Annotated in this window: 12 protein-coding genes; 6 read left to right on the top strand and 6 right to left on the bottom strand. The window is 70.2% G+C overall.

Features of this window, described 5'->3' with window-relative positions; all coding sequences use genetic code 11:
• Positions 1-31: 31 nt before the first annotated feature.
• The gene (locus MUN76_RS04325; RefSeq protein WP_244687459.1) at positions 32-1,627 is read right to left on the bottom strand and encodes a chitinase; all 1,596 of its coding nucleotides are present in this window, start codon (positions 1,625-1,627) and stop codon (positions 32-34) included.
• 266 nt (positions 1,628-1,893) lie between these two features.
• Between MUN76_RS04325 and MUN76_RS04320 the strand changes: the two genes are divergently transcribed.
• A complete protein-coding gene (locus tag MUN76_RS04320; protein ID WP_244688659.1) occupies positions 1,894-4,320 on the top strand; it encodes a glycosyltransferase family 2 protein in 2,427 nt (808 codons plus the stop codon).
• 74 nt (positions 4,321-4,394) lie between these two features.
• A complete protein-coding gene (gene deoC, locus MUN76_RS04315; protein WP_244687457.1) occupies positions 4,395-5,198 on the top strand; it encodes a deoxyribose-phosphate aldolase in 804 nt (267 codons plus the stop codon).
• Here the strand turns inward: deoC and MUN76_RS15485 are convergent.
• The gene (locus MUN76_RS15485) at positions 5,195-5,596 is read right to left on the bottom strand and encodes a GntR family transcriptional regulator (RefSeq protein ID WP_256451805.1); all 402 of its coding nucleotides are present in this window, start codon (positions 5,594-5,596) and stop codon (positions 5,195-5,197) included. The two genes, deoC and MUN76_RS15485, sit on opposite strands and share 4 nt — an antisense overlap.
• Before the next feature lie 62 nt (positions 5,597-5,658).
• Between MUN76_RS15485 and MUN76_RS04305 the strand changes: the two genes are divergently transcribed.
• On the top strand, positions 5,659-6,633 hold the full coding sequence (locus tag MUN76_RS04305) for a Ppx/GppA phosphatase family protein (protein WP_244687456.1): 975 nt from the start codon (positions 5,659-5,661) through the stop codon (positions 6,631-6,633).
• Here MUN76_RS04305 and MUN76_RS04300 read toward each other — a convergent pair.
• Together MUN76_RS04300 and MUN76_RS04295 are read right to left on the bottom strand one after the other, a co-directional pair.
• Entirely contained in the window at positions 6,630-8,120 is a 1,491-nt protein-coding gene (locus MUN76_RS04300; RefSeq protein WP_244687454.1) for an HNH endonuclease signature motif containing protein, read from the bottom strand. The two genes, MUN76_RS04305 and MUN76_RS04300, sit on opposite strands and share 4 nt — an antisense overlap.
• Positions 8,121-8,397: 277 nt before the next feature.
• A complete protein-coding gene (locus tag MUN76_RS04295; RefSeq protein WP_244687452.1) occupies positions 8,398-9,237 on the bottom strand; it encodes a M15 family metallopeptidase in 840 nt (279 codons plus the stop codon).
• Positions 9,238-9,340: 103 nt separating this feature from the next.
• Here MUN76_RS04295 and MUN76_RS04290 point away from each other — a divergent pair, with 103 nt between their 5' ends.
• Together MUN76_RS04290 and MUN76_RS04285 are read left to right on the top strand one after the other, a co-directional pair.
• The gene (locus MUN76_RS04290; RefSeq protein WP_244687451.1) at positions 9,341-10,264 is read left to right on the top strand and encodes a helix-turn-helix domain-containing protein; all 924 of its coding nucleotides are present in this window, start codon (positions 9,341-9,343) and stop codon (positions 10,262-10,264) included.
• Between the two features lie 96 nt (positions 10,265-10,360).
• Positions 10,361-11,971, top strand: a complete 1,611-nt coding sequence (locus tag MUN76_RS04285; RefSeq protein ID WP_244687449.1) for an Ig-like domain-containing protein — start codon at positions 10,361-10,363, stop codon at positions 11,969-11,971.
• Between the two features lie 106 nt (positions 11,972-12,077).
• Here the strand turns inward: MUN76_RS04285 and MUN76_RS04280 are convergent, their stop codons facing one another.
• Complete coding sequence (locus MUN76_RS04280; RefSeq protein WP_244687447.1) at positions 12,078-13,037, bottom strand: arsenic resistance protein; 960 nt, start codon at positions 13,035-13,037, stop codon at positions 12,078-12,080.
• Complete coding sequence (locus MUN76_RS04275) at positions 13,034-13,999, bottom strand: LysR family transcriptional regulator (protein WP_244687445.1); 966 nt, start codon at positions 13,997-13,999, stop codon at positions 13,034-13,036. The genes MUN76_RS04280 and MUN76_RS04275 overlap by 4 nt, the downstream gene beginning before the upstream one ends.
• A 120-nt stretch (positions 14,000-14,119) precedes the next feature.
• Here MUN76_RS04275 and MUN76_RS04270 point away from each other — a divergent pair, with 120 nt between their 5' ends.
• A complete protein-coding gene (locus MUN76_RS04270; RefSeq protein WP_244687443.1) occupies positions 14,120-15,706 on the top strand; it encodes an aminotransferase class I/II-fold pyridoxal phosphate-dependent enzyme in 1,587 nt (528 codons plus the stop codon).
• The last annotated feature ends 17 nt before the right edge of the window (positions 15,707-15,723 follow it).

The raw sequence follows: 15,723 nt of genomic DNA, 5'->3' as shown, positions 1-15,723 counted from the left end.
CTGGAACTCGCCCGGGGACGGGGCCCCGGAGCTATTCGGCCGTTGGCTCGGGGGTGTCAGCAGTGTCCGACGCCCCAGCGCCGTCCGCGGCTCCCGCTCCGTCAGCGATGCGCGCGACCTCCGCGTCGGTGAGCTGACGCCAGGGCGAGGCGTCCGGCTGCACGAGCGCGGCGTCGGGGCTGTCGCCCTGGCTCCACCACTTCGCCTCGTAGCCGATGCCGTCGAAGATGACCCGGTCGCCCTTGCGGTACTCGGTCGCCTTCGCCCAGTCGGCGTAGGTGCCCGCCGGGATCTCGGGTCGCGCGACCGGCTTCTCGCCGGGGAGCACGGGGCCGAGCAGCCGCCACGACTGCGCGCCGTTCTCGGTCGGCAAATCGGGCTGCTCGCCCTCGTTCCACCACTTCGCCTCGTACACGCTGTGGTTCCACACGACCTTCGACCCCTCGGGGTACGACGCATCGGTGTTCCAGATCGGGTACGGGCTCGTCTCGGGATCATCGGGCACGATCTCGTCGTCGGCCTCGGGGAACTCCTCACTGATCTGCATCAGCGTGCCCGGGCGATCGGTGCGCAACGTCTTGGCGAACTCGCCCGCGGCCTGTGAGACCCCGCTGCAGGAGTCGGAGACCCGGCGGAGATCCGGCCAGTTCGCCCCGCACTGCTGATCGCGGTTCAGCGACCACATCGACAGCCGCGACATGCCCTTCTCGACGGAGAAGGCCGCGAGCTTCTGCGCGTCCTCGACGGTGAAGATGTCCTCGCGCACATCGTTCTGCCCGATCATGGGGGTGGCCGAGATCCGGCTCCAGGCGGTGGCGTCTCCGACGTTGATGCCGGCCTCCTGGTACAGCGACTGCAGCTGCGCCTGGGTCGCGTTCAGGCTGTCGATGACGATGTCGGAGAGGTCGTCGTCGGTGCCCGAGTTGTAGTTCATGGTCATCGCATTGATACCGGCGATCTGCACACCGGCCTCGATGTACGCGCGCACGGCCTCGGCGCCGTCGAAGGTCAATCCGTCGGGGCCGACGGGAAGCGTGAGCCAGACGTCGAGTCCTTCGGTCTCGGTGCGCGACTCCTGGATCTCCGCGATCGCCGCGGCCTGGCGCTGCACGGCCGGGGTGTCGGTGAGCAGTTCGCCCTCGATGTCCATGTCGACGCTGCCGAGCTCGTAGCGGTCGATGACGGCCTCGTAGCCCTGGCGCAGCTGGTCGTCGTCGTCGCACACGAGCGAGAGGTCGGAGTTCGCCTGGCCGCCGAAGGAGACCATCGCGGATCCGCCCTGCAGTCGGAACTGCGCGAGGCGACGGTCGAGGTCGAGCGTCTCACCCGCCTGGTCGAGCGTGTAGTACCCGCCCCAGGTCGGAGTGCAGGAGTTTTCGGGGGAGGCCACGACAAACGCGAGCACGACGTTGCGCTGGCCCTCGTCCCCCGGCGATTCGAACGCGAGGCTCGGGGTCGAGGTGACGTCGACGTAGGCATCGAACCACGGCTTGCGCTCGGTGGCAATCTGGTGATCCTGCCAGCTGTTCACGGCGTAGAAGCCGCCACCCACGAGCCCCGCGATCACCACGAGCACCACGGACAATCTGAACCAGGACAGACGACGCCCCGGATACCACTTCGCCATGCAGACCCCCACGCCTGATTTCGCGCACAATTCACGGTCGAATTTGCGACTCCCCGTCAGTTAGGATAGCCGCAAGTGCGTTGACTGTGTCCAGAAGTCGCTGCTCTGAGGGATCGAGTGGACACGGTCGCGGCACATTCGCAGGATTCGCCTCTCGGGGGAGGCGGACTGCGACCGAGGAACTGGGGGGATCCTTGACAGACGCAACGACGCGCGCGCGACGGCGGCAGTGGGGTGCCGAGCGGCGCTCGGAGCCGCTCGCGATCATGCACTCGCGCCCGAGCTCGGCGGCGATCGTGTGGGCTCGCGCCGCGATCCTCATCACCGTGCTCGCCTGGTTCGCCTACATGATCACCACGGTGATGCGGATGCTGATCGAGGGGCCGCGGGAGTCCTTCGTCTTCCACCTGCAGACCTGGATCTACGCACTCACGATCACCGGGCTCACGTTCTCGGCACTCATGTACCTCACCGCCCGCTACGGCGCGATGGTGCGGTTCCGCGAGCATCGGCGCGTGGAGCGGGGGCTGCTCGATGCCCACTTCGCCGAGTCCGATGACACCGTCACGGTGCTGATCCCGAGCTACGACGAAGAGCCCGAGGTGGTGCGCTACACGCTGTGGTCGGCAGCGCTGCAGGAGTTCCCGGATATCCGGATCGTGCTGCTCATCGACGACCGCGAGGAGGGGCTGCAGGGCGAGGAGCTGGCGCGGCTCAACCGCACGCGCGGGCTGCTCGCCGAGATCGCGCAGGAGCTCGAGGCGCCGCGTGCGGAGGCCGAGCGCGCCTTCGAGGCGTTCGAGCGCCTCGCGCCGGCACAGCCCGGGCCCGACGATGCGCGCCGCACCGCGGAGGCGTACGGCGCCGCGGCGGCCTGGCTCGACACGATGGCCGCGAACGAGACCATGCACGACCACATGTCCGAGTTCTTCGCGGAGCAGGTGCTCCTCGGGCTCTCGAGCGACCTGCGGCTGACGCGGCTCGCGCTCGACGCGGCCGCGGATCAGGGTGCGTCGCCCGATCGGGATCGCCTCGCGCAGCTGCACCGCCGCCTCGTCTGGATCTTCAGCGCGGGCCTGTCGTACTTCGAGCGCAAGCAGTACGCGTCGCTGTCGCAGGAACCCAACAAGGCGATGAACCTGAACTCGTACATCTCGCTCATGGGCGGGCGGTACCGGATCGAGAGCGAGACGGGGGAGCGGATCCTCGAGCCGCTCGGCCGGCACGACCACTCCGAGGCCGACCTCGTGATCCCGGACAGCCGCTACCTGCTCACGCTCGACGCCGACTCGCAGCTGCTGCGCGATTACTGCATCCGCCTCGTCTACCTGCTGGAGCAGCCGGAGAACGAGCGCGTCGCCGTGACGCAGACGCCGTACTCGTCGTTCCGCGGCGCCCCGACGCGCATCGAGCGCATCGCCGGTGCGACGACGGACCTGCAGCACATCCAGCACCAGGGCCTCACCTACTTCAACGCCACGTTCTGGGTGGGGGCGAACGCCGTCATCCGCAAGGAGGCGCTCGCCGACATCGCCGTCTCGGAGACGGTGGGCGGGTTCGAGATCACCACCTACGTGCAGGATCGCACCGTCATCGAGGACACCGAGTCGAGCATCGACCTCGGGCTGCACGGCTGGACGCTCGAGAACTACCCGGAGCGCCTGAGCTACAGTGCGACCCCACCCGACTTCGGCTCGCTCATCGTGCAGCGGCGGCGCTGGGCGAACGGCGGCCTGCTCATCATGCCGAAGTTCTTCGAGATGGTGCGCGCCCGCCGAGGCACCCCGGCGCGGGCGCGCAGCACCGAGAAGATGCTGCGCACGAACTACATGTCGTCGCTCGCGTGGGCGAGCTTCGGGCTGCTCTTCCTGCTGTTCTTCCCGTTCGACTCGCGGCTCCTCAGCCCGCTCGTGATCGCGGCGGCGCTGCCCTACTTCCTGTCGATGGGCTTCGACCTCCGGGCGAGCGGGCACCGGTACGGCGACATCTTCCGGGTGTACGGCTTCAACCTCGTGCTCCTGCCGGTGAACCTCGCCGGTGTCATCAAGTCGGTGCAGCAGGGCGTCACCGGGGAGAAGATCCCCTTCGCGCGCACGCCGAAGGTGACCGGGCGTACGGCCGCCCCCGCGATCTACGTGGTGCTGCCGTACGTGATCATCGGCTTCTCGATCTTCACGGCGATCCGGGACTACAACCTCGGCAACTGGGGCAACGCGGCGTTCGCGACGTTCAACGCGGTGCTCGCGAGCTGGGCGACGCTCTCGTTCATCGGGATCCGCGCGTCGATCGTCGACACCGTGCTCGGAGTCGTCGGGTGGCTCTACGTGCCGCAGAAGCCCAAGAAGAAGACGGCCGAGAGCCTCGTGGATCCCACCGCGCGGGTCAACTGGCAGGCGATCCTGTACCACGGCGACCGGCGACTGCGCCGGGATCTCGCGCGCACCAGCGACCGGCGCCGGCGCCTCGGTGCGGTGCGCTCGGAGGTGCGGTCGGATGTGCGATCGGATGGTGTTCGAACCAGTGTGAGTACCAGTCCCAGCAGCCGCACGAGCACCAGTGCGAACACCGGACCGACCCAGGTGCAGGTGTTGGAGCACGAAGCCGGTGCTGCGTCGGGGGCTGAATCCGGAGCCGCGGCGAGCACTCCCGCGAGCCGGGGGTCGAAGCGCACCTCGAAGCGGAAGGCTGGGTAGACGCGCTCGAGGACCGGGTCTGCCCTGCAGGCCCGGTGCTACCCCGGCCCCACCCCGGCCCGTAGGATCGAGGTATGCCCGCTGATGCCTCTTCCGTTGCCTCTTCTGCTGCCTCGCTCGATACCGATCCACTGCGTTCGCGGGAGCCGCTCTCCGCGGCCGAGTTCCTCGCGATCGCCGATCACACCCTCCTCGCCCCGGGCACGACTCCGGATGAGCTCGACGGCTTTCTGCGATCCGCGGCCGAGCTCGGGGTCGCGCGGGTCTGCGTGAGCCCGTCCCTGCTGCCCGCACACGCGCACGGTCGCGAGATCGTGACGGTGGTCGGGTTTCCGTCGGGAGTGCACCACGCGGCGATCAAGGCCGCCGAGGCCGAGCGCGCGGTGGCCGATGGCGCCGCCGAGATCGACATGGTCGTGAATCGCGCGCTCGTGCGCGAGGCTGCGGCGTCCGGCGAGTGGAGCGCCGTGACGGCGGAGATCGCGGCCGTCCGCGCGGCCTGCCCGGGCCGGGTGCTCAAGGTGATCATCGAGTCGGCGGCCCTCAGCGACGCGCAGATCGTCGGGACGTGCCGGGCCGCGGAGGCGGCCGGGGCGGACTTCGTGAAGACCTCCACCGGCTTCGATCCCGCCGGCGGGGCGAGCGTGCACGCCGTGCGGCTCATGGCGCAGACCGTCGGCGGACGCCTCGGGGTCAAGGCCTCGGGCGGGATCCGCACCGCTGCCGCCGTGCGCGAACTCTGGGCGGCGGGCGCCACCCGTTTCGGGGTGTCGGGCACCGCTGCGATCCTGGCGGAGTGGGATGCGAGCGAGCCGAGCGGTGCTGGGTCGGGCGGCGCTGGGGCGGACGGTGCTCAGCTGAGCACAAGCGCCTACTAGCCTGCCTCGAGCGTCTCCACGGCCTCGACGAGCAGTGCGCGGCTCTGCTCGCGCGTGAGTCCCAGGTCCCGCAGTCGAGTGGCCGCGTCGAGGGCGATCCGCCGGGCCGACGCCCGCACCGGATCCGCGTCGAGCGACACGAAGGTGCCCGCGCGGCCGCGCCCCTCGACGATCCCGGCCTCTTCCAGGGCGCGGTAGGCGCCCGCGACGGTATTCACGGCCAGTCCGAGATGCCCCGCGAGGGCGCGTGTGGTCGGCAGACGCTGCCCGGGATGGAGGCGGCCGGCGTCGATCCCGCGCACCACCGCATCATGGAGCTGGCGGAAGGGTGGCGTCGCGGATGTGGAGTCCACGGTGAACTCCTCGAGGAGCTGCGCGTCGATGCTCGGGGATGCCATGGTCTCAGCGTAGGCGATGAACCAGGCGGCACGTCCCACTCGAGTCCCACTAGACTCTCCCCATGCGACTCGGCGTCATCGATGTGGGATCCAACACCGTCCATCTGCTCGTGGTCGACGCGCACCCCGGTGCGAGTCCCGTGCCGTTTCACTCGCAACGCTCGACCGTCCGGCTGATGCGCTACCTCGATGCTGAGGGTGCGATCGTCGAAGAGGGCGTGCAGCTCATCGTCGACGCCATCAAGCTGTCGGTGCAGACGGCCCGCGAGATCGGCGTGCACGACCTGATCTCGACGGCGACCAGCGCGATCCGCGAGGCGACGAACGGCGAGGAGGTGCTGGCACGGATCACCCGGGAGACGGGGGTCGAGCTGCAGGTGCTCTCCGGCGAGGATGAGGCACGGATCACGATGCTCGCGGTGCGCCGCTGGCTCGGCTGGTCGGCCGGCGAGGTGCTGCTGTTCGACATCGGCGGCGGATCGTTCGAGATCGCCCAGGGCGCCGACGAGTACCCGGATGTGCAGGTGTCGCTGCCGCTCGGCGCCGGGCGGTCGACGATCAACTTCCTCGCTGAGGATCCGCCGCCGCGCGAGGCCGTGTCGCGGCTCCGGGCGCACGCGCGCGCTGAGTTCACGCGGGTGCGCGAGGAGTTCTTCGCCGATCGGCCGCGCCCGAAGCGGGTCGTCGGCACCTCGAAGACGATCCGGTCGCTCGCCCGGCTCATCGGCGGGCCGCCGGACCCCGAGACCGGTGACCTCGCGCAGCTGCACTACACCGGGCTTCGTGAGTGGGAACCGTCGCTGCGCGACATGCCGTCCACGGTGCGCGAGTATCTGCCCGGGATCACGCCGGAGCGCGGATACCAGATCATGGCCGGGGCGATCGTGCTGCGCACCGCCATGAAGGTGTTCGAGGTCGAGACGCTGAACATCTCGCCGTGGGCGCTGCGCGAGGGGATCGTGCTGCGGTACATCGACGCCCTCGACGGGCGCGGCGCTGAACCCGTCGGCTCCGAGCAGGTCGCCGCGAAGATCTAGGGGGCGGGTTGGTCCGGCTGCCGTGAGCCTGGTGGCTTGGGCCGCTGTTGACCGGGTCGCTCTGGCTGCTGTTCACCGGGTGGTTCTGAACATGGCGGGCCGGGCGGCTGCTCCGTCGTGCGTCGGAATCTGACGGTGCTGGGTGCTCGCTCGGGGTAGTGGGTGCCGGCGGGGCTGGTCCAGGTGAGGGTGCCGTGTCGGGTTTGGGTGACGGTCCACCGGCTGTGGTGTTTGAGAGTGTGGTGTCTGCGGCAGAGGTGTGCGAGGTTGGTGCTGGTGGTGGGTCCGCCGTGTGCGGCGTCGATGGTGTGGTCGATGTCGCAGTGTGCGGTGGGGGTGTGGCAGCCGGGGAAGCGGCAGTGGAGGTCTCGTGCTCGGAGGAACTGCCGGAGTTTTGTGTTGGGTCGGTAGGTGTCGACGGAGAGCACGGTGCCGGTGTCGGGATCCACCGTCACTTCTTCCCAGTGGGTGGCGTGTCCGGCGAGGTGCCTCGCGGTGTCGGTGTCGATGGGGCCGTACCCGGCGAGAGTGGCCGGTGGGGTGCCTGTTGCTCGGTGACCGCCGGACTTGGTGCCCGGGGGTGAGGGTTCATCTTCGCCCGTGACCCTTTCCTTCGGCACGATGACCTGGATCCGTGCCTGGATGCCCGTGATGCCGGTGAGGCCGCTGGTGGCGGCGTGGTTGGGGTCGCTGGCGAGGAGCATATCCGTGAATAAATCAGCGCGGATCTGGTCCATGGATCGGACCGTCGGGGCTGTGGCTGCTGATTCCCCTTCGGATTCCCCTGAAGGTGCGCCGCTGCCCGGTTCGGTACCCAAGCCAGAGACGTTATGGGCCTGATCATCGGCCCAGGCCTGTTCGTTCTGCTTCACCAACCGGGCCATCTGGTTCAGTCGGTCCTTGATGCCGGAGGCGTAGACCGCGGGGAGGGTGGCGGTGAGGTCGGCCATGCCGTCGTCGAGTTCGGTCACGCGCACCATGCGGCAGGCGCGGGCGTCCTGGTGTCGGTCGTCGAGGGTGCGGTCTGCGAATCGTTCCGCGAACTCACGAGCGACCGGCCGCAACCGGCCCACCGTGTTGGTTTCAGCAACTTCGAGCACCGCGGCCGCGTATCCGGCACGGGACTGAGGATCGGTGAGGGTGCTCCCGGCATCAGTGATCACCGCCGCGTGGGCGTGAGAGATGCGTCCGGCTGTGAGTGCAGCCATGACCGTCGGGTAGTGCTCGACGAGGGTGCGTGCCCGGCTGATCCGGCCCGCCATGGTCCGGTCCGATTCGTGCACGGCGGCCGCGAACTCTGCCGCGACCGCACGATGCTCGAACTCCCCGTGATCCGTGTGCCCATCCCGCGCCGCAACCAGAGCAGCGAGCTCGTCACCCATGACGAGCAGCGCGGCCTCGGCGGCGTGGAGGGTGTTGATCTGGGCGCGGATCTTCACGAGCGACGCGGCCAGGATTGCGTACGCCGGAGCGGCAAGATCCGCCACCCGGCCAGCCGAAGACCCACCAGGCCCAGCAGACGCAGCACGACCAGCGTCCGGGCCCGCGGTGCTGCGGTCCGTGACGGGAGGCTCGGTGGTGGTGCGCATGCCCGCAGTCAACCAGCACCCACCGACATTCACGGACCGAAAATCACCAAATCGAGCCCGAGCCCAGAAACATTCCCGAACCCGAATATGCGCTGGGAATCGACCGCGAGCTATTGGTCGCTCACACCCCGGTGTGCGTGGCCAACACACCCCAGACCCTCTCCACAGCCGCCCCTCACCCGCAGGGCTCCAGCGCAAAGTCGAGCCGCTCCGCCCCCTCGGGCACCGGATACGAGAAGTGCCACCACTCCTGCGGATACGGCTCGAACCCGGCGGCGATCATCGCCTCGCGCAACAGCGTCCGATTGACGAACGCATCGTCGCCGATGCCCTCGGCCGCATAGTGCGACCGCTCATCGAACAGGTCGAACGGGCTCCCCATGTCCAGTGGCTCACCGCTGTCGAGCTCGACGAGCGTGAGATCCACCGTGCCGCCCAGCGAGTGCCCCGACTGCTCGGCGATGTACCCGAGCTCGAACAGCTCGGGCTTCGAGAACTCGGGGTAGTACTCGTCGCGGGTGCGGTCGTCGTCCGTCCGCGACCACGCCATGAAGGAGTCGACGGCTCGCGTCGGCCGGAACCCGTCGTACACCAGCAGTCCGAGCCCGGCATCCGCGAGCGTCGCCTGCACCCCCGCGAGTGCCGTCGCGGCGTCCGTGCGCAGTACGACGGCGTTCGCGTCGCCGTAGCCGTCGACCACCTCCCCGGTGAAGTTGTCGGTCGAGGCGTACCGAAGGTCGACGTCGATGCTCGGGTCGATCGTATTCAGATAGGAGAATCCACTCGGCAGCACCGGGCAGTCGCCGGCGCGCACAGGATCGCCCGACGTCGAAGCCGCGTCATCGGCGGTGGAACCCGAGGGCGCCGCAGCATCACCCGTCCGGTCGGCATTCGCGCCGGGATCCGGATCCGCGCACCCCGCGAGCAGGAGCAGCCCCGCGAGCGCGCCGGCGAGCGACCGGGAAAGCGGGCGGGCAGGATGAGCGGAGGGACGGGCCGTGAGACGATCGCGCATGCCCCCACCGTAGGGGATCGGGCAACGGAACTCGCGATCCGGAACCCACAACCGCGATCGGGAATCCGCCCGCACCCGGCGCCGATCTCCTACGCTGGAGGGCATGGCACCCACCGACGCCCCGCGGAAGATCTCGGACCGATCGATCGAGCAGTTCGCAGGCGCGGATCTGGTGCGCGAGGGCACCCGCGGCCGCGGCCCCCTCGGCATGAACGCCGCCGTGCACGCGCTCGGCCCGGTGCTGCTCGTCAGCGCCTCCGGCGAGGCGCAGGAGATCGAGCGGCGGCCCCTCGCGCCGGGCATGCCGACGATGGACTTCATCTTCGTCGAGGCGGGGACCTTCACGCACTCGGTCGGCTCAGCGTGGGAGGAGTGCTCCGGCCCGCTCATGATCGCTCCGAGCGGTCTGCCGCAGCACGTGCGGTTCATCACCCCGTGGCGCTTCCTGGTCGCGCGCATCGCGACGGATGCACTGCGACCCTTTCTGCCGGCCCTCCCGGAGCACGCTCGGGTCTTCGAGACGATGCGGTTGCCGGAGCGCGCGATGGCCGGCTATCTCGCCTCGGTGGGGCACGACGCGACGGCGGGTCCGGGGGAGAGCCTCACCGCATCACGCCTCATCGTCGAGATGGCCGGCGCGGTGCTGCGCGACCGATTCGGCTCCGGATCGCCCCAGGGGCACTCGAGCACTGACATCTGGGGCCACGCGCAGGCGGTCATCGTCGAGGAGTGCACAAACGTCGACTTCGATCCACGCGCATTGGCTCAGCGGGTGGGATGCTCCCTGCGCCGCCTGCAAGCCGAGTTCACGGATCGTGGCACCACGGTCGCCGGAGAGATCCGGCGTGAGCGGGCGCGGATCGCGCACGCGCTGCTGCGGGATCCCGCGCAGGCCCGCGTGCGCCTGGCCACCATCGCGGAGCAATCAGGCTTCAGCGCGACGTCGACCATGCACCGAGTGATCGCCGAAACGTTCGGCGTCCCGCCGACGCGGCTGCGCGGGATCCCGGAGCGACCCTCGGAGTGACCCGCCTTGCGCCCAGAACGCGCAGAATTGATCCATTTCGCGCAGTGTTGTGCATACAGGGCAATGTTGGTCACCATCTAAATCTACGTTGAGTGTATGCAGATTCCTCTCCGTCGATCCCTGTCCGCCGCTGCGCAGGATCACCGCACCCGTCGAACTTCGCTCACTCACCGGATCGGGCTCCTGCTCGCGGCGGCACTGGTCGCCACGGGGGTCGGATCCGCCCCCGCGACCGCTGCGTTCGCGGCTCCCGAGGCGCCCGCGGCCGAAGCACCCGCCGCCGCACCGTTCGCCGTCGAGGACGGTATCACCACCACCACCACGCTCGGCGAGTTCATCACGCCGACCGTCTACGGGCAGTCCCTCATCATCACCGGCACGGTCTCGCTCGACGGACCGTCCCTGCTCATGGGTGCTCCGATCACCCTCGAGGTCGACGGAGAGGTCGTGGGCGAGGGCTTCCTCATCTACATCGGCAGCGGTCAGTACTGGGCCTTGATCCCGGCGGAGCCGCTGATCTCCGCGGGCACCCACGAGGTCGTCGCGAAGTTCCCGGGGTACTCGCCCGGCTTCCCCTTCGACGACGCGGCGCCCTCCGAGAGCGCTCCGTTCACCGTGACGATCGCGCAGGCGACCACCACGACCGCCATCACGAGCGTTCCCGGCCAGGCCGTCGCGTTCACCCCCGTGGACGTCGCCGCGCAGGTGACGGCGAGTCCTGCCGGGGTCAGCGGATCCGCAGCCCTGCTCGCCGATGGCACCTCGATCGCAACGGCAGATCTCGCCGCGGACGGTTCCGTGCTGTTCGAAGACACGATCATCCCGTTCGGCACCACCGACCTTTCCGTGGCGTACCTCGGCGACACGGCAGGCAACTACGCCGTGTCTGAGTCCGCTGCCTCGCCGATCGTCATCACCGAGGCCGAGACCGCAACGGACCTCGCGCTGTCGGACTCGCACGTCCGCGCGGGGGACCCCGTCACCTTCACCGCGACGGTGCGCAACATCAGCGAAGCGAACCTGGCCGATCCTCGCAGCGGCATCGAGTTGCTGGTCGACGGCGAGGTCGTCTTCGCGGAGGTCAACGCCGATGAGCCCGATGCTGCTCCGGGTGACGGTGTGACGACCTTCGCGGTCACCCTCTCCGACACGGCGCTCGGCCAGCACGAGGTCACGGCGCGCTTCCTGCCCGCCCCCGGCTTCGGCGCATCCGAGAGCGAGCCGGTCGAGCTGCAGGTCGACGGGATCGACACGGCGCTGGTGCCGAAGGTGTCGCAGCTGAGCGGCACGATCGAGCACCCCGCGGTCGTCGAGGTGGAGGTCACGGCTCTGCCCGCCGGACCACCGGTCGACGGCACCGTCCAGGCGTTCCTCGGCGACACACCGCTCGGCGAGCCGTTCCAGGTCGAGAACGGTGTCGGCAGTGGTCCGATCACCGGCCTCGAGGTCGGCACCCACCAGGTCGATCTCCGGTTCGTGCCCGGCACGTACGGGCTCTTCAGCAGCAGCGCGACTCTTGTGGTGACGGTCGACGCGGCCCCGACCCCGACCCCGAAGCCCGCTCCGACGCCGATCGCCGGCGGCACACCCGCGGGCCTCGCCGCGACCGGTGGCACGGCGGCACCGGGGCTTCTGCTCGCGGGGCTCACGCTGCTGGTGGGCGCCGGATCGCTGATGCTCCTCGCACGCCGACGCCGCACGGCCTGATCCGGCTGAGCACCCCGCGCGGCTGATCCGCTGCGATCGACACTGACCTGCGCGGTCCGCCCCACGAACGGCGGGCCGCGCTGGTCGTCTCGGAACCCGTGGCGCGTTAGGCCCGGGTTCGCACCAGCATCGGCACCACGCGCACCAGCACCACCATGAGCACCAGCTCGACGAGCGTCTGCGTCACCACGGCGAGCGGCGTGATCGCGAAGGCCGGCGGCAGCGCGAGTGCGAGCGGCAGCACCACGAGCGAGTTGCGCGTCACCCCGCTGAACACCACTGCGCGCCGACCCGCCACGTCGAGTCCGGCCCACCGGCCCGCGACGAGCCCCACTGCCACCAGCAGCACGGCGAATCCGAGGTACAGCGGGATCAGCGCAGCGAGCTCGCCGAGCCGCGCGCCGACCGCGCCGACCTGCGAGGCGACCACGGTGGCGAGGGTGAGCATCATGAGCGGCACCATGCCCGTTTCGCCGGCGGATCGGAGGAGCCGGCCCCCGCGTGTGCGCCCGATCGCCTGCGTCACCCCGGCCGCCCCGAGCGGCACCACGATCAGCCAGATGAACGCCTCGATGAACGGCCTCAGGTCGAGCTCAGCGGCGAACGACGGACCGGCGAACCAGCCGAGGAAGAGCGGCAGCGTGAGCATCTGCCCGATCATGAGGAGCGGTGTGGCGGCGAGCAGACGATCCTTCGCCCCGCCCGCCAGCCCGGTGAACGCCACGACGTAGTCGACGCACGGGGTGAGCAGCACGAGCAGTGCGCCGATGAGCAGCGGCTGCTGGTCGGCAATCGGCCGGGTCACGAGCCACACGACCGCCGGCACCGCGACGACGTTCACCGCGAGCACGGTCGCCAGGAACCGACCGTCGCGCAGCGATCGTCCGAGTCGCCCGAACGGGACGCCGAGGAAGGTCGCGTAGAGCAGCAGCGCGAGCACCGGTGTGATCAGGATCTCGGCCGGGTGGGCCACGACCGGCGCGGCGAGCCCGAGCACTGCGCCGAAACCGATCGCCGCGAGGCAGAACGCGACCTGGTGGCGGTCGAGGAACGCGCGCGCGCTCATTCGAGCGCCCCCACCGCGTGCCGGATCGCCGCGGCGAGCTGGCGCACCGCCGTTGAGGGCTGGCCGGGCCCGCCGGTCGCACCAGCGGATCCCCGAACAGCAGCGGATCCTGAACCGCCCGCGGCCGGGGCCGCGAGCAATACGGAGCGCGCGAACGACGGATCCTCGATGGGCCGCAGCACGACCCCCGGGTGCGTCGGTCCGGTCGCGAGCTTCGCCACCAGCCCGATCACCATGCGCGCGGCGATCATGGCGAGCATCACCTGGAAGTCGTCGGTGCGGATCGCGACGTTGAGCGTGAGGCCGGCCGCCGCGAAGGCGTCGACGACCACACTGTCCATGGGGTCGTTCTCGGTGGCGCCGAGCAGCCACTGCTCCTCGTGCAGCGTGAGGAGCGTCGCGATGTCGATGGAGGATCGGCTCGCCAGCGGATGGCCCTCGGGCAGTGCGAGCATGAGCGGATCCCGCAGCACCTCGGTCGCGATGATGTCGCCGCGGAACGGCAGGTCGTACCCCGGCACCGAGTACACGAGCACGGCGTCCAGCTTGCGCTGATTGACGTGCGTGACGAGCGGCGCGACCTCCTCGAGCACGGCGTCGATGTCGATCCCGAGGTCGTTCACCTGGGCGACGATCGAGGGGAGAAGCCGCGCGGCCGCGGTCGGGAACGTGCCGAAGCGCAGGCGCACCTGGCCCATCTGGGTGAGCTCGCGGGCGTCGCGGAGCGTGCGGTCGCTGAGCGAGAGGATCTCGTGCGCGCGCTCGAGCACGAGGTGGCCGACGGGGGTGAGGGTGCTGCCGCGGGTCGAGCGCTGCAGCACGGAGCCGCCGATGAGTCGATCGAGGTTGTGCAGGTGGTAGTCGACCGTGGGCTGGCTCCAGCCGAGCAGCCGGGCCGCGCGGGTCACGGATCCCTCGCTGTGCACGGCGCGCAGCGCCTGCAGCTGTCGCAGATCGATCATGGGTCACCTATCACGTATTTGGTCGACAGGATCGAGGCTCGATCAGTCACAGCCAGTGTATGTGACGCCAGAGTCGTCTCGGGGATTCCGCCCGCCCGCCCGCGCCGACAGGATGGTCGCATGCTCTATGCCCTGCCCGCAGACACGGACGTCGATCGCACCCGCACCGAGGCGACCCGCACCGAGGCGACTCGGCTCGACCCCGCCCGCCACGCCGCCACCCCCTACGCGGACGCGCTCGAGCGGTTCGTCGCCCGCGAGCCCGTGCAGCTCATGGTGCCCGGGCACGGCGGCACCGACCACGGGGTGAGCGGCCGGCTGGCCGAGTTCCTGGGGGAGCGCACCCTCCGGCTCGACGTGCCGATGCTCATCGAGGGCATCGACCTCGGCGAGGACTCTCCGCTCGATCAGGCGCTCGCCCTCGCGGCCGACGCCTGGGGTGCGCGGCGCACCTGGTTCCTCACGAACGGCGCCTCGCAGGCCAACCGCACGGCGGCGCTCGCGGTGCGCGGACTCGGCGAGCACATCCTGTCGCAGCGCAGCGCGCACTCGAGCTTCAGCGACGGCGTGCTGCTCGCTGGGCTCACCCCGTCCTTCGTCTTCCCCTCGGTCGATGCCGCGCACGGCATGGCGCACGGGGTGTCGCCCGAGGCGCTCGATGCCGCGCTGACCGCGGCAGAACGGGAGCAGCGCGCCGCCGCGGCCGTCTACATCGTGTCGCCCAGCTACTTCGGCTCCGTCTCCGACGTGCGCGGACTGTCCGAGGTCGCCCACGCCCACGGCGTACCGCTCATCGTCGACGGCGCGTGGGGTCCCCACTTCGGCTTCCACCCCGCGCTCCCGGAGTCGCCCGCCCGCCTCGGCGCCGACCTCGTCGTCTCCAGCACGCACAAGCTCGCAGGATCCCTCACCCAGTCGGCCATGCTGCACCTCGGCGACGGCCCGTTCGCCGACCAGCTCGAGCCCCTCATCGAGCGCGCGTTCGCCATGACCGCCTCGACCTCGACCAGCGCGATCCTGCGCGCCTCGCTCGACATCGCCCGGCACGCGCTCGCCACCGGCGAGACCGCGATCGGCCGCTCCGTCGAGACCGCGCAGCGCTTCCGCGAGCTGCTGCGCACCGACGCCCGTTTCGCGGTCGTGAGCGACACGTTCGAGCGTTTCAACGACATCGTCGACACCGACCTGCTGCGGGTGCCGATCGACGTGTCGGGCGCGGGGGTCAGCGGGCACTGGTTGCGGCAGCGTCTCATCGAGACCGACGACCTGTACTTCGAGATGTCCACGGCGACGTCGCTCGTCGCGGTGATCGGTGCGGGCAAGGCGCCCGACGTCGACGCGGTCTTCCGCGCGCTCGTCGCCGCCGTCGAGTCGCCCGAGGCCGGTGCCGAGCGGGTCGCGGTCGCGAACGCCGCCGAGTTCCCGGCGCTGCCGGATCCCGGTGCCCTGCGGGTCACCCCGCGCGACGGATTCTTCGGCGCGACCGAGGTCGTCACCGCGGCCGAGGCCGTCGGCCGGGTCTCCGCTGATACGCTGGCGGCCTACCCGCCGGGGATCCCGAACGTGATGCCCGGCGAGGAGATCACCCCGCAGACCGTGGAGTTCCTCCACGCGGTCGCCGCGTCGCCCACCGGCTACGTGCGGGGGGCCATCGACTCTGGCGTCACCCGGTTCCGCGTGCTCCGCAGCACGAACACGCGACCGTAAGCCTGCCGAGCCCCGAT

Origin of the sequence: Leucobacter rhizosphaerae, assembly GCF_022919175.1 — a bacterium.
Taxonomy (GTDB): Bacteria; Actinomycetota; Actinomycetes; order Actinomycetales; family Microbacteriaceae; genus Leucobacter; species Leucobacter rhizosphaerae.
Note: the sequence above shows the minus strand (reverse complement) of the source record. Positions and strands in the feature narration are given on the sequence as shown.